The 23,189-nt window shown below is 38.6% G+C and carries 14 protein-coding genes; 7 read left to right on the top strand and 7 right to left on the bottom strand.

The window, feature by feature from the left end:
* The 6 genes from QZ657_RS10750 to QZ657_RS10725 form a co-directional block, all read right to left on the bottom strand.
* Positions 1-2,474: VCBS repeat-containing protein (locus QZ657_RS10750; RefSeq protein WP_291966827.1), on the bottom strand; the 2,474-nt coding region annotated here is incomplete at its 3' end.
* Positions 2,475-2,563: 89 nt separating this feature from the next.
* Positions 2,564-4,105 (bottom strand): RagB/SusD family nutrient uptake outer membrane protein, encoded by a 1,542-nt coding sequence (locus QZ657_RS10745; protein ID WP_291966825.1) that lies wholly within the window; start codon positions 4,103-4,105, stop codon positions 2,564-2,566.
* Positions 4,106-4,128: 23 nt separating this feature from the next.
* On the bottom strand, positions 4,129-7,350 hold the full coding sequence (locus tag QZ657_RS10740) for a SusC/RagA family TonB-linked outer membrane protein (RefSeq protein WP_291966823.1): 3,222 nt from the start codon (positions 7,348-7,350) through the stop codon (positions 4,129-4,131).
* Positions 7,351-7,726: 376 nt separating this feature from the next.
* Positions 7,727-9,586: a DUF5060 domain-containing protein gene (locus tag QZ657_RS10735; protein WP_291966821.1), complete on the bottom strand. Its 1,860-nt coding sequence runs from the start codon at positions 9,584-9,586 to the stop codon at positions 7,727-7,729.
* A gap of 22 nt (positions 9,587-9,608) precedes the next feature.
* Positions 9,609-10,862: a glycoside hydrolase family 117 protein gene (locus QZ657_RS10730; RefSeq protein WP_291966819.1), complete on the bottom strand. Its 1,254-nt coding sequence runs from the start codon at positions 10,860-10,862 to the stop codon at positions 9,609-9,611.
* Positions 10,863-10,998: 136 nt separating this feature from the next.
* Positions 10,999-11,871, bottom strand: coding sequence for an AraC family transcriptional regulator (locus QZ657_RS10725; RefSeq protein WP_291966817.1), 873 nt, complete (start codon positions 11,869-11,871; stop codon positions 10,999-11,001).
* A 92-nt stretch (positions 11,872-11,963) separates the two neighbouring features.
* Here QZ657_RS10725 and QZ657_RS10720 point away from each other — a divergent pair, with 92 nt between their 5' ends.
* From QZ657_RS10720 to QZ657_RS10700, 5 genes are all read left to right on the top strand, one after another.
* A complete protein-coding gene (locus QZ657_RS10720) occupies positions 11,964-13,301 on the top strand; it encodes a Gfo/Idh/MocA family protein (protein WP_291966816.1) in 1,338 nt (445 codons plus the stop codon).
* A 112-nt stretch (positions 13,302-13,413) separates the two neighbouring features.
* Complete coding sequence (locus QZ657_RS10715; RefSeq protein WP_291966815.1) at positions 13,414-16,656, top strand: DUF1553 domain-containing protein; 3,243 nt, start codon at positions 13,414-13,416, stop codon at positions 16,654-16,656.
* A gap of 11 nt (positions 16,657-16,667) precedes the next feature.
* Entirely contained in the window at positions 16,668-18,170 is a 1,503-nt protein-coding gene (locus QZ657_RS10710; RefSeq protein ID WP_291966813.1) for a DUF1501 domain-containing protein, read from the top strand.
* 10 nt (positions 18,171-18,180) lie between these two features.
* Positions 18,181-19,311 (top strand): twin-arginine translocation signal domain-containing protein, encoded by a 1,131-nt coding sequence (locus tag QZ657_RS10705; protein ID WP_291966811.1) that lies wholly within the window; start codon positions 18,181-18,183, stop codon positions 19,309-19,311.
* 14 nt (positions 19,312-19,325) lie between these two features.
* A complete protein-coding gene (locus tag QZ657_RS10700) occupies positions 19,326-20,717 on the top strand; it encodes a c-type cytochrome domain-containing protein (protein WP_291966809.1) in 1,392 nt (463 codons plus the stop codon).
* 2 nt (positions 20,718-20,719) lie between these two features.
* Here the strand turns inward: QZ657_RS10700 and QZ657_RS10695 are convergent, their stop codons facing one another.
* Entirely contained in the window at positions 20,720-21,565 is an 846-nt protein-coding gene (locus QZ657_RS10695) for an AraC family transcriptional regulator (RefSeq protein ID WP_291963796.1), read from the bottom strand.
* Between the two features lie 195 nt (positions 21,566-21,760).
* On the opposite strand from QZ657_RS10695, the gene QZ657_RS10690 reads away from it, so the two are divergent.
* Complete coding sequence (locus tag QZ657_RS10690) at positions 21,761-22,918, top strand: cytochrome P450 (RefSeq protein ID WP_291966806.1); 1,158 nt, start codon at positions 21,761-21,763, stop codon at positions 22,916-22,918.
* 1 nt (position 22,919) lies between these two features.
* Positions 22,920-23,189 (top strand): 2Fe-2S iron-sulfur cluster-binding protein (locus tag QZ657_RS10685; protein ID WP_291966805.1); only part of this gene is annotated, 270 nt, incomplete at its 3' end.

Raw genomic sequence — 23,189 nt, 5'->3', positions numbered from 1 at the left:
TGTTCAAGTTCTGGAGCCATTTCTTTTGTAACATCGTTAAAGTTTCCATTATCGTTCAATAAAATTAGACTTTTGGGTGCTTTGGGATATTGACCGGGGACTAATCTGCCCCCTATAAAAAGGTCTAGGTCACCGTCATTATCAATGTCAAAAGGTAGAACGCAACCACCACTTTCAGCACTAATCATCATTTCTCTTTTTTCCGTAAAAAGCCCCTTACCATTGTTGAGGTAGAGTCGGTCTTTGAGTAGGGGAGAGTTCTGGGAAAATTCATTTCCGCCGCTGACTACATATAGATCCAGATCTTGGTCATTATCTACATCAAAAAATACGGCATCGACATCTTCATATTTGACATCGGTCAACAAAATGGGATGGTCTTTTTTAACAAATGATCCACTAGCTGTTTGTTGGTAAAGAGCTCCTGGACTACCAGATGCACCGCCCACATAAAAGTCCTCTAAACCATCGTTATTAATGTCGCCCACGGCAATGCCAGGACCTTCGGTAGATAGTTTATGTGGTAATAATACCTGAATTCTAAAATCGTCAAACTCGTTTTCGCGATGTTCGTAGACGGAAGAGAAAGAAGTGTTGGTTACATCTTTAAACAAAGTTTGCTTTGTTATGGACTTATCAACAGGCTGTTTTGCTTCTTTATAATCGATAATGAGATTGCTATTGGACGCTACATTTTGAATTAGATGTTCTTTACCGTCTGGCCAGACTATAGAGATGGAGTCTATTTTCGGTATTTTTCCAAGCCCAAAATGTACTATAGGTTCTACTGAAGATAGATAGCCGCGCACCGTTTTAAATTCATGGAATTGTATGCTGTCATTAGTTTTTAACGTGATTTTTGTACCTAAGCCATCTTTATTGGTGGCAGGGCCCTTTAAATTAATTTTGAGAAATCCGTTTTCAGTAGTATTGCTCAGATTTTCATAGAGAAATGCGGGATCATCCACATTGTTGACGATCAAATCTAAATCACCATCATTGTCCAAATCTGCAGTAGCGGCGCCGTTAGAAAAGCTTTGTTGGTCCAAGCCCCAAGCCTTGCTCATGTTGGTAAATTTTAGATCACCTTCATTTTTATAGAGATAATTGGAAATTTTATTTTGCTTGAACAATGAAATAATATGCTGTGCATTTTCTTCATTACTGCGTTGTGCCGCCTGTGCACTTTGCATATACTGTCTAAATTTTATAGTAGCATCTTTATCCCAAATATCTCTTTTGAATCCGTTTGTAATGAAAATATCTCGTAGTCCGTCATTATCAAAATCACTTGCCAAGCATGCCCAGCTCCAATCTGTTTTGGCAATACCGGAGTATTGAGAAACATCGCTAAAGAACCCGTCTCCGCGATTTTTTTGAAGCATGTTATGCATATACTGATAATGAAAACCATTGTTTTTCATACTATTGAATAGTTGGGTATTCATGTCTGCCATAGTAGTTTTAGAGCGTTCATAATCTTCTGGCATCATTTCTAATTGCACAATATCTTCCCAGCCATCATTGTCCAGATCGGCAATGTCAACACCCATGGCATAAAAGGGTATGTGGTTGAACCTAGATTTTAATTGCTCGCTGAAATTTCCTTTGCCCTGGTTCATATATAGGTAATCTCGTTCTAAATAATCATTGGCAACAAAGAGATCTACCTGGCCGTCTTTATCCACATCAGAAGTAACTAGTCCTAGTCCATAACCAAAGTTGCCGGCAATACCATTTTGCTTACTTACTTCTTCAAATTTGCCATTGTTGTTGATATATAGTTTATCTCTGTACAAATCATCTTCATTGGCCTTACCGGCTAAAACCTGCTGGTAATTGAGAAAAAAGCGTTCAGGTCTGTTGGTTAGATAAAGGTCCAGGTCATTATCGTTATCCATATCAAAAAAGGAAGCCATTACAGAAAATCCTTCATCGGCCAGTCCGTATTCAATTGCAGACTCTTTAAAAGTGTTATCGCCTTGGTTGATGTACAAAAGGTTGCTTCTTTCTTGCGGGGTATCTTGCCAGCCACCTCTACATATATAAATATCTGTTAGTCCGTCAGCATTGACATCTGCCATGACTACACCGTTATGCCAACCATCTTGTTTGGTTAAGTTTGCAGAGTCTGTAATATCTTCAAAATTTAAATTTCCTTTGTTAAGGTATATTCTATCTGGGGCTTCATTGGCGGTAAAATAAATATCCGATAAACCGTCATTATTAATATCCGCTACCGCTACACCAGCACCATTGTATACATAGTTGAAAATGGCGAAAAAGTTATCATAATTTTCGGCAATGGTGTTTTTAAAATGAATGCCCGATTCTTCTGGTCTTACTAAATTGAAGAGTGGTAATTCATTACTCTCCAAAGACTGTTCGTCCGTTTTTTCTTGTTTGCAGCTATAGAGTAGAACGCTTATTGCAAATATTATAAGAGCAGAAGTGTTAGAAGATAAACCACGCATATGCATATACAGTTTAATTAGTATAAAAGCCTATTCAGAATTAGTGAATAGGCTTTTTATTTATGTGTTTAAGATATTGAATAACATCATTAATACCCAGGATTTTGTACCAAGTTAGGGTTAATGTCCAATTCAGATTGAGGAATTGGCCATCTAATTTCAAAATCTTGAAATTCTGGTCCTGGGTCACCGGCATTTGGTCCGCCTTGCGTAATACCTGATATTGCTTCACGATAAACACCAAAACGTATAAGGTCGTTTCGTCTCCATCCTTCAAAACATAACTCTTTTCTACGCTCTTCTAAAAGTTCTGTTGCATTATCTTCTTGTGAACCTACAACCATATCAGGAACGGCATCAGCGGTCATTCTTGCCCTTGCTCTTAATCTGTTCACAGTAAGGTCCAAATCTGCCTGAGTAAGTTTACCTTGACCGTTTAAAGCCTCGGCGTACATTAATAGAACATCTGCGTACCTAATGTAAGGATTGTCAAAAGGCGTATCATTAGGATAGCTATTAGGTTTTTGCGCATGCCATTTCCATCCTCTCCAGTTATTCATTGGTACCGTATGCGTTTCAGGGTCGGAGAATCCTTCCTCTGGGGTAAAATCATTTGCATTGTGCTTTGCTACATTGTTAAACAATCTTACATCTTCTCTGTCAAAAGAAGCTTCAAAGCTATGGTTTATAAAACAAGTACCCCAGCCACCGCCGTTGTTAACATTTCCATTAGGTCCATAAAAAGTACTTAGTAGGCCACCTTCACTACGAGCAGGACCGTCCATACCTATAGCATAGACCATCTCAACACTTTGTTCATTATCAAGGTCAAAAACTTGTCTGTAATTAGGAAGCAAGTCATAAACACCGCTATCCATAACTTCTTTTAAGACTGTTTCTGCTCTTGCCAACTTATCCGTCTGGTTTAGAGGAAAACCGCTCATCTGTAAGTAAATTTTACCTAATAATGCCTTTGCAGCACCTTGCGTTGCACGGCCACCGCCTTGTTCTTGTGGTAGTACCGCTGCAGCTTCCTGTAAATCTTGCACAATAAAGTTATACGTTTCTGCTGGCGTAGACTGGCTTACTTCTACAGATTCAAGATCCGTAGTTTCATTGGTCAATAAAGGAATATTTTCATAGCTAGATACCAAAGAAAACAGTACCATAGACCTTAGAAATTTTGCTTCCGCAATAAACTTATTTTTTGATTCGCTGTCTATTTCATCTTCCGTCATCGCATCAATACGATCTATTGTACTATTAATTCTGTTAAGGGCTACATATAAATTTTCCCAAATAGAACGTACTACCCCATTAGAAGGTGTCAATTGATGTTGATATATAAATTTTCTATTACCTGCCCATGGCGGAAAAACAACTTCATCTGCCGCAACGGTACCCCAATGTATGGCCCAACCGTCTTTGCCACTGCCACCAGAAGATACAATAGGTTGTACCGCGTCGTAAGCTCCTATTAAATAGGTTTCGGCACCTTTTACATCTACTAAAAGAGCATCGGGAGTCAAGAAGTTACTGGGTGATTCAATTAAAATATCATCATCACAAGATGACACTAGCAACAATCCTGCAGCTAGGGTCATTAATCCGTAAAATTTTGTTTTTTTCATCTTTTGATTTTTAGTTCTTTAAATTAGAATCCTACGCTTAGTCCCAATCTTACCGTTCTTGATCTAGGGTAAGAATCTGCATCTAAGCCCGGTGTCAGTTGGTTATTTCCAACACTAACATCTGGATCGTACCCTGAGTACTTAGTAAATACATGTAAGTTATCTACTGCACCATATACTCTACAGCTTTTTAGGCCAATAGCATTTTTTACCCTGGTAGGAAGTTCATAACCTAACGTTATATTACTAATTCTAAAATAAGATCCATCTTCTATAAATGAAGAGTAGGCCGTACCGTTAATACCACCATCACCATCTCCCCATATAGCAGGGATATCCGTATTAGGGGTCTCTGGTGTCCAGCGGTTGGCCACTCTACCGTACTTGTTCAAGAAAGGAATGGCCTGCGCTGTTCCTTTATTAAGACTTTTTAAATAAATGTCATTCCCGTAAGACCATTGGGTTATAATGGAAAGGTCTAGATTTTTATATTTAAAGTTATTGGTAAAACCACCAAAGTGTTTTGGAAGTGCGTTACCTATAATTTTACGGTCATCAGAATTTACTACTCCATCTGCCTCATCAGGTATACCGTCACCATTCGTATCAACTGTTAGTTGATCTACGAATTTTGGCATACCGGGTCTGTATTGAGTATTGTCCGGTTGTCCGGAAGATAGTACTGTTCCTTCTTTAAGTTCATATACTACGTCATACCAAACTAGACCTTGGTCTTCGGCATCTTGTCTAACCTTAGCGGCTGCCTCTTCATTTGACAAGCCATCAAAAGCGGCAAAGTCACTATAATTATAGATACCATCAACTTCAAGGCCATACATTGAACCTAAAGATTCACCTACTTTTACAATGTAGTCGTCTTGTATTTGGTTGTCACCTATCGATCTTACCAAAAACTGATCGGCACCCCCTAGGTCTAAAACCTCATTATCATTAAAACTGATATTGAAATTAGAGGTCCAACTAAAATTCTCATTATCCACATTTACGGTGTTCAGTGCAAATTCAAGACCTTTGTTTTCAACAGAACCAAGGTTTTTAAAAACCGTTTTAAATCCTGAAGTAGAAGGTAACGGAACCTCAAGCAATAAGTCAGATGTTTCTTTACGATAGTAATCTGCTTCTAATGAAATCCTGTCATTGAACATCCCCAAGGACAAACCTGCATCGAACTGCTGGGTAGTTTCCCACGTCAACTCTTCGTTCGCTAATTGTGAGATAGAAGCACCTGTAACAATTTGGTTTCCGTTCAAAATAGCACTGGCAACTCCTGCCTGGGCAAAGGAGCGGTATGATCCAATGGCCGTATTACCGGTTTCTCCAAAACTTGCTTTTATTCTAAACCTGTTCAAAGTATTGCTCTCTTTTAAAAAATTCTCGTTTGCTACGTTCCAAGCAATACCTACAGAAGGAAAGAACCCGAATTTTTTACCTTCGGCAAATCTAGATGAACCGTCATATCTTGCACTGGCATTTAATGTATACTTACCTTTATAGTCGTACTGCACTCTACCAAGGTAGGACTGCAATGCCGTTTTGGTAAAGCCAGAAGAGTTAGGTAAGGTTTCTGTGGCAGAACCCAGGTTGTTAATGTTTACCCCTGGCAGATCAAAACCTGTTGCGGCTGAATTGTTGAATTCAAATGTATTTTGCTGTTCCTCGTAAACCGCCGTAGCATTTAAAGAGTGGTCTCCATAAACCTTGCTGAAGTTTAAATTTTGCTCGGTTATTATACCAGTTCCCATATTGTTGTTTACGAACGCTCTGCCATTTGCTGTTCTACCCCAACTAATTTTCTCTGAAAAGTACGCGGTACCTTTAGTGGAGGATATATTACCTCTAACGGATGACTTAAAAGTAAGACCATCTGCCAATGTATATTGCATATACACGCTACCGAAAGATTGAAAAGCGGTTCTATTATTACTGTTGAATTCTAGGGTGGCCAAAGGATTGGTAATATCACCATCTCTTACCGAGATTATTCTGCCGTTCTCGTCATATTCGGCATCATCATATCTATTGATACCTTGTACTGGAGTAAATAAAATAGCACTTGTAATAATACCGTTTCTACCATTTCCATTTTCATTTGCAGCATTTACGATACCATTATTTTTGTTTATACCTAAGTTAAGGTTCATACCGGCCTTTAATTTATCGCTAACATTTTGATTGATGTTTAGATTACCATTATATCTTTCAAAATCGGATGTTTTAACGATACCTTCTTGATTTAAGTAGGAGAACGAGGCTGAATACGTGTTTTTATCTCCACCGCCGGACATGGATACTTTGTAACTTTTGGTAATCGCCGGTCTGGTAATTTCTTTTTGCCAATCTGTAACCAATACACGAGAATCGCTTAAATCCAACGGTGTACCATCATCATATCTAAAAGCTCTGGTGTAAGTATCCTCAGCATCTGGGTTCCATGGGAAATAATCGTTCCAGAAATCTACATATTCTTGACCGGTCATCAAATCTAATGGTCTGGCCAATGTAGATACACCGGTAAACGTTTCAAAGTTTAAAGAAGCCCTGCCTTTTTTACCTTGTTTGGTGGTAATGATGATTACACCGTTTGCACCCCTTGACCCATAGATAGCAGTTGCCGAAGCATCTTTAAGAACTTCTATTGATTCAATGGAGCTAGGGTCTATTGTTGAAAGCGGACTGGTAGAAGAGTTACCGATACCTACTGCAGTACTAGCGGTATTACCTTGTAGGGCAAAACCATCTATCACATAAAGAGGGTCGTTGCTGGCCGTAATGGAACTACCACCCCTAATTCTAATATTAAAGCCAGACCCAGGTTCGCCACCGGACTGTACCACTTGTACACCAGATGCTCTTGCAGCAAGACCACCTTCAAAAGAAACTGGCTTTACCTTATCAAGTTCATCGCCTTTTACGGATACAATAGAACCGGTCAAGTCTTTTCGTTTAGAACTACCATAACCAATAATAACAACCTCGTCCAAGGCAGATACATCGGTAGTCATTACAATATTTAAATTGGTTTTGCCATTTACGGCTACTTCTTTGGCCTTATAACCTATATAGGTAAAGACCAACACATCGTTTGATTGAGCTTTAATGGTAAAGTTACCATCAAAGTCAGTAGCAACCCCAGAAGTGGTTCCTTTTACAATAACGGACACACCGGGTAAAGGACCCGATTCATCACTTACATTACCTTTAACATTTAAGTCTTGGGCATGCATAAATTGGATACTTATTATTGAGTATAATAATAAGAACCAAAATGTTTTTGAGTTAAGTTGTGTTACTCGCATAGTTTGTTAATTTTCAGTTGCTGCAATATTTAAATAAATGTTAAATTTTTACGATACAAATGATTTAGAGAGCAGTACATATGGTTTTTGAAATAATAAATGGTAGTATTATGGCGAATTGATAAAATTTGTGGTAAGCCATAAACCATCTGTGTTATCTAGGGTTGAATTAATTAGGTGATATTTTAGGCCTATGCTAAGACTTAGAACTACCTACTGTGATTATTGGCTATTATTGGAATTTGTAACAAAACCATTAACGAAATATAATAAGCAAGAAAGCATAGGCACTTACTGAAGCGCCTTAGTTTTTAGTTCGGGTTAACAGTATTACCCAATCTCCTTGGCTTTTTTTTGGTGCACTGCCTAAATTTACTTTTTGACCGCCTTGCACTTTTTTAATTTTTGACGAAATTAATTTTCCGCCAATTTTTGGGTTGTACCACATTACTTTATACGGGTAATTGGATGCACTTAAGTCAATGTTCGCCGTAATTGCGTTGTTGAGGTATACCACATAAGTATGGTTTTGTTTTGCCAAGCAGTATATGGTATTGTCGTTGTCCTTGTTGCCAACCAGTTCATTATGGTTGGTCATGTTCCAGTATTCAATATTGTTATTGGCAAAGAATTGTAAAGCATTATGGGCTTGATCCCAGAATAAATCACGTGAACGGTAATCTTCGCAGGTCAGGTCAGAATGTTCATGCTTGTATCCAAAATACCATTCATTTCCCCAGCCGCCAGCCATAAGTGTTCCCCATAGTCCGTTTCTTCTAGCTAGATCATGATTTGGGTTTTCGGTATCAGGTAACAGTGCATGTTGAGCGTCCCCTGGCTCATCTACGGCAACTGCCCATTGCTTGCCCGCATTTTTTGAAGCGGACAGCCAATGCAGTACTTCTTTATGGATACTTGCAAAATCCGCTCTATGTGTTTGCACAGAAGGTCCGGTGATACCAGAATCAACTCCCAATAAATCATCGAATTTTATACCGTTATGTATCACCAAATGATGGTTGTAAGGATCGTGGTTTTTAAAGTAATGAGCCATGGCAAGGCGCTGCATAGTATCTTGTGGTGGGGTAGTAGGGTTTTTTACCCATTCACCATTTTCTTCGCATAGATTCCAGTTCAGGGCCAGGTGATGTCCAAAACGCGCAATTAATTCTCTGTAATATAATTTACTGTTGGCACCAACACCACCATTATCCAACAAGCCTTGGTTTTCTACTTCTAAGGTTTTAAAGTGTAAAAACAATCCTATTTTTTGGGCATGGCTAAATACTATTTCCCATTGGTCCAGTTTAGAAACATCCATACGGTCCCAAGTATTGTAATCAACGTACGGAAACACATTTTTGTCATCCCCCTTAATATTGTTCGTTAAGAAAGAAAATGCATTAAGGCCTTTATTGGATAAATAATTAAGTGCACCGATCATTCCTTTGCCCTTATCATCTTTCCAAACAGGGTCATCGGTTTTCCAATCTTGAATATGTGGTGACCATGTTTTTATAAAATTATCTCCATGGCCGTCGTTATGAAAAGTACCGTCAAAATCTGCATATGCCAGAAAGTTCTCAGGAGCATCTGCACCTTGTTTTAAGAAGTATTCATTGGTTTCCGCAAATTTTAAATAACGCTCACCAAGGTATTGTAATCTACCCTTAGCCCTAAAGTCTTTTCCTTCTTTATCGGTTGGTGAGATGGTAAAACTGCCTTCATGACCATCCATAAATTCTGCGCTTACACCGGTATCTATTTTATCGCTTACAGCGCTCCAGTTTCCTTTTCTAAAATCAACTTTATAATTCCATTCTCCTATTTCATCTGGGGCAAAATGAACTTTCCATTTATTACCGGCTGTTGCAGAGGTCTCACCTGCATTTCCATCCGCAGCAAAATATCCTGGTACCAGATATGTTTTATTGGTGGTATTATGCGTAAAAAGAACGTTGAGCCTGTAATTTGTAAAAGGGTTGAAATCTGCATCTTCAGAAGACTGTGGTCCATTAAAAATTATAGTGACTTTATGCCATTTTTTAAGCTCTCCTTGTAGCTGGTAATCCATATTCTTAGGGCTTTCTTGAGCGAACAATTGGTTTGCAAACAAGTAGCTTAAAAATAGGAGTACGGTAATAATGATATTAGAGCGTATCATGGCAACAATATTGGTTTAAACTTTATTCTTCTTTAAGGGCTTTGTTTTGAGCCTCAATACGTTCTTGTTGCTTTTTGCTTAATCCGTATTCATAATAATCGCTTGGTTTGTAATGCCAAATATTTGAATGTGTTTTCATTTCTTGATCATCCACATCTAGGCTAAGGTCACAATCAAATCGCATTAAAATAGAATGTTGTTTGCCTTTGGTACCTGCGGTTATGGCATGTGATATTCCCCAAGTGATACCCTTGCCATAATCTGTATTGGTAAATGCATCCGGCACATACGGTCCGCCGGCAATTGGCATTAATGAATTGGTAATAGCGGCTATGGAGAAATTTACTCCGTCAGGAGCGTATTGTATTGTAAAATGTTCATTTCCGTCTTTAATGACCATTGCGGCAATACCTTCTTTAAAAGGAAACAATGTGGTTTCGTGACCTGAATTCAAAACCGGATTCAATGGGCTTTTTGTAAAAGGACCAAGTGGATTATCGGCTGTAGCTAACCCCTGCATACGTACTAATCTAGGGTCGCCATCAAAATCTGACTTATAATACAGATATATTTTATCGTTGTAAACTAACGGGTATGGGTCGTGGATGGAAAATTGGTCCCATTCTCCTTTACCACCATTGGGTATTACGATCTTGTTGTGGGCTGTCCAAGGCCCGTCAGGTGAATCGGCATATGACACGGCAACAGGGCAATCATCGCCTCTTTTGCCACTGGCTTCCATAAAACCTTGATAATATAAATAGTACTTTCCTTTATAAACTAAAATATCTGTTGTTGATACGGATCGCCATCCTACGTTAGGTTTTTCCGGTCTTTCTATGGCTACACCTTGTTCATTCCAAGTAATGCCATCTTCGCTTGTGGCATACCAAATTTCGGCTAGGTCCCAGTCGCTAGAAGGTATGGTGTCATTACTTTTGGCCGCACCTTGTGGAGGTGTACTGGTATTTCTATAAGTATACCAAACATAATATTTACCGTTATGAAATATAACTTTTGATGGATCTCTTCTTGATATTGTGCCATCGCCATTGCTATAATCCAACCCTTTTAATTCGGTATATTTAAATTGGGAATATAGCTCGTTATCTTCTGGGCGTGGAGCTAAATATTGATCATAGTTACGTTGCATTGCCAAGCTTAGCGGTTGGTCAGGTTTCTCCTTAGGTAGATGAAACGGAAAAGCTTTTTGGGCATTCAAAGAACAACCTAAAAAGCCAGAACAAAGTAGTAAAGTAATGCGCTTAAAAGCCATAATTAAATAGTGTGTTTGATTATGTTTTTAAAGATAATGCAAATACAACCCGTTTAAATGAAGCATAGCAGGCATTAGTGCAACAAGTGTTCAAAACACTACCACAAATGATTATTGAATGTTTAAAACAACATTGTTAGGGAGTAATAGCTTGGTTTTTTCGATATTTTCCCGGGGTAGTGCCAGTAATTTTTTTAAAGGTTCTGGAGAAGTAAGAGAAGTTTTCCATGCCTATTTTATGGGCTATTTCTTCTAGGGAATGGTTGGTGGTCCATAACAGTAATTGAGCACGTTCAATTCTTTTGGTCTGGATGTATTTTAAGGGTCTCATATTAAACTGTTGTAAAAACAACCTAGAAAAATGATCCGTACTCATATGGTACTTTTTTGCCAAATCCTGTACTTCTAGGCTTTGGTTTAAATGTTCGGCAATATAAACAAGGACATCATTTAATCTACCAGTAGAAACATTGGTATTGGTTGCTGGTTCATTTTCAATAAAGCGAGAAAGTAAAATGGTCAGTATACCTTGGGTCTCTAAATAACGTTGGGTGTTCATTTGGGCATTGTCCTTGTTAAATTGCAAAAGTTCTTGTGGTTTATGTGAGTAAGCTTTTGGGTCACTGTTTACAATTTTTCTTTTTGGGTACATCTGTGTTAGGCGTTCAAAGAATAAATGATCCCCTTCTTTTAGGGGAACTTCATATCTAAAAGACCGTAAATTGTATATAGAAAGCCCGGGTCTTATTTCTTCGAAGAAACTGATGTAAAACTGCTCATGATAATTTTCGCATTTGTACGTGTTGTATACATAGCTGGGTATAAGGTACATATGACCTTCTTTTAAAGTGTAGGTTCTGTTGTTGTGATAGAGGATGGCAGACCCCTTGGTAACATAGCACAATCGTGTAAACGGACTTATTACATTATCAAAATTCCATGCTGTGTCAAGTTTGGCATAGCCGGTATGCAGTAAGCTTATTTTAAGGGATTGTAGTAGTTGAAGCATAAATAAAACATTTGTTGCACTTAAAAGAATATATGTACAGGTATCATCAGAACAAGTGAATTAACTTTAGTTACAACTAATTCAACGTACTGATGAAAAAAGATAATAAAAACTCTAAGGTGGTAAAAAAGTCGGAATTGAACAAAAATACTTTTCAAGTTTCAAGAAGAAGTTTTATTACAAAAACAGCTTTGGCCGCCGGTGCCGTTACAATTGTACCAAGACATGTTTTGGGAAAAGGATTTACTGCTCCCAGTGATAAAACTAATCTTGGTTTTATAGGATTGGGAAAACAATCTAGGGGGCTGGCAAAGAACTTTATAAAGAACGATGCCGAAATTATAGCTTGTTCAGATGTTTGGACTACCAAAAACAATTGGTTTAAAAATCACGTAGCTCAAAATCAGTTGGAGATAAACAATTCTAACAGAAAAAATACGCTGACCTCTTATATCGACTATGCTGAATTACTTGAAAATTCAGCAATTGATGCAGTAGTCATTGCCTCGCCAGACCATTGGCATGCTAAACATGTAATGGATAGTTTAAAGGCGGATAAGGATGTCTATTGTGAAAAACCGCTCTCTCATAATATAAAGGAAGGAAGGGAAATGGTGAAAGCCGTAGAACAATCTGGTCGGGTGTTGCAAGTGGGCAGCATGCAGCGTTCCTGGGATAATTTTAGAAAAGCCTGTGAATTGGTTAGAAATGGTCATTTAGGTGAAATTAAGCGAGTTGAAGTAAATGTAGGAGACCCTGCAAAGGCTTATAATTTAATGGAGGAAGCTATACCAAATGAAATAGATTGGAACCATTGGTGCGGTCCTGCACCTCTGTTGAAATATAATCATAGGTTGGCACCATCTAGTAATGATGTTGATTTTTGGCCAGACTGGCGTTTGTTCGAAGAAACAGGTGGAGGTATACTTTCGGATTGGGGCGCGCATATGTTCGATATTGTTCAGTGGGCTTTGGGGATGGATGAATCTGGACCTGTAGAATTTGTACCGCCTACGGACCCTACTGCGGTAAGAGGTTTAAAAATGTATTATGCAAATGGCGTTGAGGTAGAGCACAAAGATTTTGGCAGGGGTTGGGGTGTTCGCTTCTTTGGTAGTGAAGGTCAAATGGATATTAGTAGAGGGTATTTTGAAACCACGCCAGCAAATTTGGTGGATACGGATTATGCTGCAATGAACATACAGTTAATTCATTCTGATAATCATTACGCCAATTGGTTAACTGCTATCAAAAATGGAGGAACACCAATTTGCAATGTAGAAACGGGACATAGAAGTGCCAGTATTTGTCACTTATCCAACATTGCTTATAAATTAAATAGACCGTTAGTGTGGAATCCTGAAAAAGAAAAATTTCACAAAGATTCCGAAGCGAATAAATTAAGGTCAAGAAAAGAACGAAAATTCTAAGATGAATTCTTACATGTCGGAAATGTACAATTATTAGCCTTTTTTGGGCATGGTGCAAAAGTAACTGTTCTTATAGATTTGACTTAACGGAAAACAACATATGTAAATGCGAATGTTAAAACGATTTTTTCTCATACCAATAGTGGTGTTGGTAGTCTCTTGTGGCGGACCAGAGTTGCCAGAAGAAGTAGCGCTTGAATATGAGGCGCTACCGAAAACATTAGATTTTAATCAGCATGTAAAACCTATTCTTTCAGATAAATGTTACCTATGTCACGGACCGGATGCCGGTAATATAAAAGGTGGATTGCAATTGCATTCAGCTGAGGCAGCATATTCGGAATTGTCTGAGAATCCCGGAAATTTTGCTATTGTACCCGGTAAATTGGAAAAGAGTGAAATGTTTCATAGAATTATCACTACTGATCCCAACCTGATCATGCCTTCTCCAGATTCCCACTTATCACTTACTAACAAGGAAAAAGCGATGTTGGTAAAATGGATAGAAGATGGTGCCGAGTATAAAGATCATTGGGCATTTATAAAACCGGAAAAGCATAAGGTACCTAAAATTAAAAATGAAAATCTGGTAGCCAATCCTATAGATAATTTTGTTTTGGCCCAACTAGAGCCTTTAGATTTAAAATTATCGGAAAAGGCGGATAAGGAAACCTTGCTTAGGCGCGCGTCCATAGATTTAACAGGCTTGCAGCCAACTATAGAGCAAATAGAAGAATTTGTAAATGATGAGTCGCCCAACGCCTTTGAAAAACAGGTAGACCGTATGTTGGCTTCAGAAAAATATGGAGAGCAACGCACGTTAGATTGGATGGATCTGGCACGATATGCAGATACACATGGGTATAGTGTAGACAGGTATAGAGATACGTCGCCTTGGCGAGATTGGGTAATCAAGTCATTCAATGAAAATATGCCATATGATCAGTTTATACTATGGCAGCTAGCAGGCGATATGTTGCCAAACGCAACACGTGAACAGAAACTGGCAACCACCTTTAATCGTTTACATCCGCAAAACATGGAGGGTGGTATCATTGATGAAGAATTTAGGGTAGAGTATGTTGCCGACCGCTCACATGTTGCCAGTCAGGGTTTTTTGGGTTTGACCATGGAATGTGCCAAATGTCATGACCATAAATACGACCCTATTTCTCAAAAGAACTATTTTGAAATGTTCAGCTTCTTTAACAATGTTGATGAAACAGGCCTCATTTCTTGGGATAATGCTACGCCCGTTCCTGCTATGATGATTCCTACGGAAGATCAAGAAAAGGTGCTGGCATATTTAGAGACTTTGGTTAATGAAAAAGAAGAAAAAGTGGTTAAAACTGTTCAGACCGAAGCAGAAAAAGCAGAAGAATGGCTAAAACAGGAAAAATATAAGAACATTTCAAATACTGAAAAACCTGGTGATTTAGTAGTCGCAATGGATTTTGATCAAGGGAAATTGTTGAATACAATTGGTGGTAATGGTAAGAACAACATTCGTATGCGCCAAGAATTTGTAGATAATGAAAAACCGGTTTTCAAAGAAGGTAGTAGGGGTAAGGGGTTGCTAATGGATGGTGATACTTGGTTGGATTTAGATAAAATAGGTATTTACCAAAGAGCGGAGTCCTTTTCTATAGGGATAGAGGTGTTTGTGCCCAAAGACCTAGAAACCGGTGTTATTTTCCATAAAATGAATAGTCCAGAACTGCATAGTTTTAGAGGATATCACCTGAAGATAAAGGATAATAAGTTAGAGGCTTTATTGGCACATGTTTGGCCGGATAATGCATTGGTTGTAGAATCTGTAGAAGAAATTCCGAAGGAAAAATGGGTACAATTGACCCTTACTTATAATGGAACAAGTAAAGCAGATGGAGTTTCCATTTATATGGACGGGAAAAAACTGCAAACCAAAACCTTATATGATAACCTATACAAAGACATCATCTTTCATGGATTGCAATTGTATGAAAACAGCCCTATCATTGAACCGGGCTTGCGTATAGGTGCAGTATGGCGAGGAAAAGGCATAGGTGGTGCCGTTGTAGATAACCTTATGGTTTTTGAAAAAGAATTGACACCTGTAGAAGTTTTGCAGATTTCCAATAAAGAGCAATTATCGACTTTAAAAGAGAAGTCTTATGCCAATTTAACGGCAGATGAAAAATTTGAATTAAAGGAATATTACATCTCGGTAAATTCTAGGTCATATAAGAAAGCTATAGAAGCTTTAGAAAAGGACCGTTTGGTACTTGCCGATAGTATGGATAATGTAAAACAGATAATGGTAATGAAAGAGAGCAAACAAAAAAGGCAGGCGTACCTTTTGGCTCGTGGACAGTATGACCAACCTACCGATTCTGTTTTTCCAAATACACCAGAAGCGATATTTCCATTTTCCGATAAGTTCGAAAAAAATAGAATTGGTTTGGCCAAATGGATTACCGATAAGGATAATCCATTGACGGCCAGGGTTACGGTAAACCGGTATTGGCAGCATCTTTTTGGAACCGGAATTGTAAAAACTGCCGAAGATTTTGGAAATCAGGGTGAATTACCATCGCATCCTAAATTATTGGATTGGCTGGCCATTGAGTTCATGGAATCTGGATGGGACGTAAAGGCCTTGCATAAACTTATGGTAATGTCCAACACGTATCAACAAAACAGTATTGCCTCTAGCGAGTTACTGGAGCTAGATGGTGAAAACAGATTGTTGGCCAGAGGACCTTCCAAAAGATTATCCGGTGAAATGCTCAGGGATAATGCACTTTACGCTTCTGGTTTATTGAACGAAAAAATTGGCGGTGAGAGCGTGTACCCATATCAACCACCCGGATTATGGCGTGTCACCGGAGATGAATATGCACAGGGACAAGGAGAAGAATTGTATAGAAGAAGTATATACACCATTTGGAAACGGGCGGTACCACACCCTACGATTTCAACTTTTGATGTCCCATCTCGTGATCTATGTACCACAAGAAGACAAGAAACCAACACCCCATTACAAGCGTTGGTGTTGCTGAACGACCCAACGTTTGTTGAGGCGGCCAGAGTACTCGGTAAAAAGATGATGGAATATGACAGCATCACGCAGGGCATAGCCAAAACGTATAAAAAACTTACCGGAAGAACCATTAAGAAAGAAGAGCTGACCATATTAACGGATTTACAGCATACAGAATTTGAAAAGTTTAAGAACAACAAGGCGAAAGCACAAGGTTGGATAAGCATTGGTGAATATGCTATAGCGCCTACGGATGATATAGCTCTGGTAGCGGCCAATGCCGTTGTGGCATCAACGATTATGAATTCTGATGCATTTATTACTAAACGATAAAAAAGAATATTATGTGCGACCATCATGATACATTACGTTCAAATAATAGGGATTTTCAAGAGATTGAAAAACAATTGGACCGTAGGCATTTTTTAAAGAAAACTTCTTTAGGTATCGGTGCTATGGCATTGGGCAGTTTGCTCAGTGCAGATAAGGCATGGGGGGCAATTGGCAATCAAGGGGAAGCAATAAACAATTTCACGCAGAACAAGCTTGGCCTGCCCCATCATTTGCCCAAAGCAAAACGAATTATATACTTGTTTCAAAGTGGTGGTCCATCGCAATTAGATTTGTTCGATTATAAACCTGGGCTTGTAGATATGTTCGGTAAAGATTTACCAGAATCCGTTATCGGCGGTCAACGACTTACAGGTATGAGCGGTAGTCAATCTACCTTACCCGTGGCACCGTCTATTTTCAATTTTAAACAATATGGCGAATCACGTGCTTGGGTTAGTGAACTAATGCCGCATACTGCTGAAATAGTCGACGATCTATGTTTTGTAAAATCTATGCAAACAGATCAAATAAATCATACCCCGGCCGTAACTTTTATGCAAACGGGTCATCAATTGCCAGGTAGGCCTTCAATAGGTTCGTGGTTGAGTTATGGTTTGGGATCTGATAATGAAAATTTACCGACCTTCATTACATTAATAAGTAAAAATGGCACTGGGCAGCCTTTAAAAGCCGGTTTGTGGGGCAATGGTTTCTTGCCCACAGAGTATCAAGGGGTGCAATTTCGTTCTGGTAAAGACCCGGTATTATACTTGAATAATCCTGATAATTATGACGGCAACGATCGCAAAAAAATGTTGGATTATCTAGGGAAATTAAACGCTATTCAACATGATGCTTATGGCGATAAAGAAATACAATCTCGTATGGCTCAATACGAAATGGCTTTTCGTATGCAAACTTCTATTCCCGAAGTTACCGATACAAAAGATGAGCCAGAGCATATTTTTGAAATGTACGGTAAGGACAGTAAAGATCCCGGCACATATGCGGCCAACTGCCTAATGGCGCGTAAGTTATTGGAGAAAGGCGTAAAATTTGTGCAATTGTACCACCAAGGTTGGGATCAACATATTGGTTGTCCGGGTGGGGTTAAGTTCAAGGCAAAACAAACCGATCAGGCCACAGCGGCTTTGATCAAAGATTTAAAGCAACGGGGTATGTTAGAAGATACTTTAGTGGTTTGGGGCGGCGAATTTGGTAGAACGGTGTACTCACAAGGGCAATTGACCAAAGAGAATTATGGTAGGGACCACCATCCAAAAGCATTTACCATGTGGATGGCGGGAGCAGGCGTAAAACCGGGAATGACTTACGGACAGACCGATGATTTTAGTTACAACGTAACCGAAAATCCGGTACATGTGCACGATTTTCATGCTACCTTATTGCACTTGTTCGGTGTTGATCATGAACGCTTGACCTTTAAACATCAAGGTAGACGATTTAGATTAACGGATGTACATGGCCATGTGGTCAAAGATATTTTAACCTAACAAACCAATTATGTCCACAAGACGAAATTTTATTAAAACTACTGGGTTGGCTAGCACAGCCATGGCAACTACATCTATGGCATTTGGCGCTACGGTTATTAGTTCTAAAAAGAATTCAGATCGTTTATTGAATGAAACGGAAACCATTTTGGGCCATGGTGATTACAAGTATAAACTCACTAAAAATTGGGCACAGATTAGCGCTACCAGAATTCCTTTGTTGAACTGCCATGAAATGGTGATGGATAGCAAAGGAAGGTTAATTATGGTAGGAGACCATCCCCAGAACAACATCTTGATTTTTGATAAATCTGGTAAATTACTGGATTATTGGGGCACCGCCTACCAAGGAGGTCACGGGTTGACCTTGCATGACGAAGGAGGGGAAGATATGCTTTACATTACCGATTCTGGTTGGGCTTTAGGCAAAGGCAACCAAATGATTAAGCACAATGGGCGTATAGCCAAAACTACCGTAGATGGTAGAGTGTTGTTTGATATTGGTCACCCTATGACTATTGGCGTGTATAAACCTAACGAGTCTTTTTGCCCAACGGAAACCGCCATTGGTCCCAATGGCGATATTTATGTAGCCGATGGTTATGGAGAAAGTAGAATAATTCAGTACGATAGTAATGGAAGGTACATTCGCCATTGGGGCGGAATGGAGAATCCGGACCCCAATTACAAACTGGTAAGTGCCCACGGGGTAGCTATAGACTATAGGGACAAAGACAACCCTATGGTAGTAGTAACTTCAAGGTCACAAGAGTGTTTTAAATTCTACACCTTAGATGGTGTATATGTGAAAACTATAGAAATGCCCAATATGCAGGTCTGCAGGGCAGTTTTTGATGACGATAATTTGTATGCGGGTGTTTGTTGGTCGCAACCCAAAGTAGGTAAGACCAACTGGAAAGACCATACCGGGTTTGTGACCATAATGGAAGGAGATAAAGTAGTATCCAATCCTGGAGGTACTGAACCGGAATATAAAAAAGGGGTGTTGCAAAAAAGCTATCAATTGGAAGAAAGACCCATTTTACACGGTCATGATGTCTGTGTTGATGAAGATAAGAACTTATACATCTGTCAATGGAACGCCAACCATTCCGCTCCCTATAAATTAGAGCGTGTTTAATATCGAAAAATAGTATGCAAGAAGTATCGGATTTTGTTTTGTTCTTAGGTAGGTTTCACCCACTGGTGGTGCATTTACCTATTGGGTTTTTAATGTTTGCTTTGATTTTAGAATTGGCAGATAATTTTACTAAAATAAAGCATCTGAACGCAGCTGTACCATTGGCACTTTTATTTGGGGCTATTTCTGGAGCCGTAGCCTGTATGTTAGGATACATGTTATCCCAAAGTGGCGGTTATGACGAAGATATGCTGAACGGACATTTTTGGTTTGGTATTGGTACCACGTTACTTGCGTTTTTTGCCTGGGCATTAAAATCTGGCATACTTAAAATTGCCATTTTCCAAAAAGTAAAACCAAATCTAGCCTTATTGACGGTAATGGTCATTCTTTTAAGTGTAACCGGCCATTATGGCGGAAATTTAACCCATGGGGAAGATTATTTGGTTAAATATGCGCCTTTTAGAGAAAAAGAGGAGCCTTTGCCCCAATTGGCAAATTTAGAAGATGCAACTGTTTATCCTTATTTGATCAAACCTATATTTGAAGCCAAATGCGTAAGCTGTCATAATGAATCCAAGAAAAAAGGAGGTCTTGCCATGCATTCTTTTGAAGCTTTGACGGTAGGTGGTGATGACGGATCAATTTTTACCGCTGGCGATGCTGAAGGGTCAGAATTGATACGAAGAATAAACCTGCCAGATAACCATGAGGATGTTATGCCGCCAGAAGGTAAAACGCCATTAACGGATCAGGAAAGTGCCTTACTTAAATATTGGATAGAACAAGGGCAAGCTAATGATCTGACCACGTTAGGCTCAACCGAGGTGCCAGAGGATGTTTTGGCGTACGCAGCAACTACCTTAGGATTTGCAGCTGCAGGCATGGCACATGGCTCAACTGATGTTTTGCCAACAGCAAACCCTTTGAATATGGAAGTTGTGCATTCTATTACTGAACAAGGTTTTAAGGTGAAAGAGCTTATAGATGGTTCCGGTTTGGTAGAGGTCACTCTAGAGGATGGTCAGATCAATGCGGAGAATATCAATAAGTGGGAAGAAAATTTTAAATTGTTAGCTCCTCTGAAAGACCAAATACTGTGGGCCGATTTTGGCGGGAATGAACTTTCTGATGCCATTCTTGTTCAAATTGCAAGTTTTACCAATCTTAGAAAATTAGTGTTGGACAATACGACAATTACAGATACATCCGTACAACCGCTTACAACTTTAAAAAGTCTTGAATCGTTAAATGTATATAAGACTAATGTGACCAACAATTTGTTACCAATGCTAAGTGAAATGGCGAACCTAAAAAAGGTTTACATCTGGCAAACACAGGTAAGTGCAGATGAAATTGAGCAATTTTCCAAGAATTCTAATTTAGAGGTTGTTTCTGGCGTATAATTTTAAGGTGCTTTGGTTGCATGCTGCTTTCTGTAAAGGTTAGGAGTAGTATCATATTGAGTTTTGAATTTCTTAAAAAAGAAAGGCAGGGTTTCAAAACCACATTTATAGGCAATATCTGCAACGGTCATGTCAGTGTCAATCAGCATTTTAGCGGCTAAATTTATTCTATATTCATTAAGGTAAACAAAGAATGAACGCCCCATCATCTTTTTAAAAAATCGGGAAAATGCTTGTTGAGATAGGTTGACCATATTTGAAACTTGGTGTAAACTAATGGGGTCGTGATAGTTTGTAGCAACAAAATCGTGAATAATGGCCATTCTATTATTATGTTCCGAAGAAAGTTCTTTGGTAAATTTGGCATTGGATAGCAAAAAGAATTCTGCCTTGGAGAGTTTCAGTAAAATGGATAATAAGACCAAATATTGTTCTGCACTTTTTAGTTGAGGAAGAGACTTAAGGTCTGATAATATAGTTGCGGTCGTTGCTGCTTGGAATAGAATACCTCTACTTGCTTGTTGCATCATATCATGTAATTCTGCTAATTCCGGTATCGATGCAAATATCTCTTTGTTCCATTGAATTACGATAGAAATACTATCTTCATCCGCATTATTCTCATTTTTCCAACAATGTGGTAGGTTGGAATTTAAAAGTACTAATTCTCCCGGTTCATAGCCACTTACGTAATCCCCAATAAATTTAGTGCCCTTGCTTTTTTCAATAAAGGTTAATTCGCACTGTGGGTGCACATGCCAGGGAGCATCAAAATGGCTATCCACAAATCGGTAAGCCAAAATGTTGCTATTCTCAGAAAATGGTATAGCCTCTAATTGTGGTTTCATATTTAAATTATGTACTATTCAATCAGTATATTTTAATTATTTTAAGATAATACGATAATATAGATTAATTAATTGCAAATATAGATTATAAATAAAATTTAAATAATGATGATTTTTGTGGTAAGACCAGTTTAAATATAGAATCAATACTATTTGGTCTTTGTGATTTACAAATAATCAAAACTAGAGATGTAAATGAGCGCAAGCTATTTTTCTGATGCATTTAAAGACACTAGAGAAACCATAGGAACGTGTCCTTTTAATGATCAAAACGACCCTGTTACCATGTTATTACGCTTTAAAGATGTGAGGAAAACGGCACATAATACAAAAGACTTTAGTTCTGCTGCAAAACCGGGTAGAATAGTGGTGCCGTCAGAGGTAAATATTAGGGATACAAGACAAATTCCCTTTGAAGTAGATCCGCCTGAACATACAGAATATCGTGCTTTAGTAGAAGATTGGTTCAAGCGCCCTTTAGATATCGATTATGAAGATAAATTGACTCAAATTGTTGAAGCTGAATTGAATGAGGTTTTGCAAAAAGGAGGTATAGAAGCCATTTCAGAATTGTCTTTACCCATTCAATCAAAAGTATTGACCTTATTGTTGAATATTCCTTTAAAAGAAGCTGAAACTTGGATTTCTTGGGGAACGCATGTATTTAGAAGTGAAGATTCTGATTTAGATGCGGATAAGGCATCTATTTTATACGATTATATAGATGCCGAAATAGACAAAGCTATAGCAGCTCCAGATGATAGCTTGTATTCCGTTTTACTGAACTCGGAATATCAAGGTCGTAAAATGACCAAAGAGGAGGTAAAAGGGGTACTTATTTTAACTTTTGCAGGAGGTAGGGATACCGTTATTAATTATTTGACCAATACCATATCTTATTTAGCCGAACACCCAGAAGCAATTGAGAAATTAAACGATAACCCTGCGTTAGTAAATACGGCAATAGAGGAATTTGTACGCTACTTTTCACCATTGACCCACATGGGTAGGGTGGTAAAAGAGGAGCAAGAAATTAGTGGACATATTGCAAAAGAAAATACCCGGGTATCCTTATGTTGGGCATCTGCCAATAGGGATGAAGCTGTTTTTGAAAACGCAAATGAAATTGTTTTGGACAGAAAAATGAATCCGCATGTAGCTTTCGGTTTTGGTGCTCATAAATGTTTAGGGGCAACACATGCAAGACAATTAATGAAGGTGTTTTTACGAGTATTTACTGAAAAGGTAAGTACTATTGAAATTATAGATGCTGTAGAAAATATTGAAGATTGGGGAGCTCATAAACGAAAAGTGGGTTTTGATAAATTAACTATAAGATTAAACGCAAAATAACATGGCAAAAATAACGTACATCACTAAAGCAGGAGAAGAAATACAACTAGAAGCCAATAGTGGTAGTTTAATGGAGTTGGCGGTTAAGCATAAGGTAGCCGGTATAGATGGGGACTGCGGTGGAGTCTGTTCTTGTGCCACCTGCCATGTGCATGTTGCACCAGAATTCTATCATAAATTAGATACACCAACAGAGATAGAATCAGATATGTTGGAGTTTGATGATAATGTAACGGAGTATAGTAGACTATGCTGTCAAATTCCTATTTCC

It is taken from the genome of Maribacter sp., from assembly GCA_020629415.1.
GTDB lineage: Bacteria > Bacteroidota > Bacteroidia > Flavobacteriales > Flavobacteriaceae > Maribacter > Maribacter huludaoensis.
This window is presented reverse-complemented; position numbering and strand designations above follow the sequence as displayed.

What these genes read in the sequence shown, in the direction of transcription:
- QZ657_RS10745 (WP_291966825.1), bottom strand. Translation starts at nt 4,105, where the DNA reads ATGAAAAAAACAAAATTTTACGGATTAATGACCCTAGCTGCAGGATTG.
- QZ657_RS10720 (WP_291966816.1), top strand. Translation starts at nt 11,964, where the DNA reads ATGAAAAAAGATAATAAAAACTCTAAGGTGGTAAAAAAGTCGGAATTG.
- QZ657_RS10695 (WP_291963796.1), bottom strand. Translation starts at nt 21,565, where the DNA reads ATGAAACCACAATTAGAGGCTATACCATTTTCTGAGAATAGCAACATT.
- QZ657_RS10715 (WP_291966815.1), top strand. Translation starts at nt 13,414, where the DNA reads ATGTTAAAACGATTTTTTCTCATACCAATAGTGGTGTTGGTAGTCTCT.
- QZ657_RS10690 (WP_291966806.1), top strand. Translation starts at nt 21,761, where the DNA reads ATGAGCGCAAGCTATTTTTCTGATGCATTTAAAGACACTAGAGAAACC.
- QZ657_RS10740 (WP_291966823.1), bottom strand. Translation starts at nt 7,350, where the DNA reads ATGCATGCCCAAGACTTAAATGTTAAAGGTAATGTAAGTGATGAATCG.
- QZ657_RS10700 (WP_291966809.1), top strand. Translation starts at nt 19,326, where the DNA reads ATGCAAGAAGTATCGGATTTTGTTTTGTTCTTAGGTAGGTTTCACCCA.
- QZ657_RS10735 (WP_291966821.1), bottom strand. Translation starts at nt 9,586, where the DNA reads ATGATACGCTCTAATATCATTATTACCGTACTCCTATTTTTAAGCTAC.
- QZ657_RS10725 (WP_291966817.1), bottom strand. Translation starts at nt 11,871, where the DNA reads ATGCTTCAACTACTACAATCCCTTAAAATAAGCTTACTGCATACCGGC.
- QZ657_RS10710 (WP_291966813.1), top strand. Translation starts at nt 16,668, where the DNA reads ATGTGCGACCATCATGATACATTACGTTCAAATAATAGGGATTTTCAA.
- QZ657_RS10705 (WP_291966811.1), top strand. Translation starts at nt 18,181, where the DNA reads ATGTCCACAAGACGAAATTTTATTAAAACTACTGGGTTGGCTAGCACA.
- QZ657_RS10730 (WP_291966819.1), bottom strand. Translation starts at nt 10,862, where the DNA reads ATGGCTTTTAAGCGCATTACTTTACTACTTTGTTCTGGCTTTTTAGGT.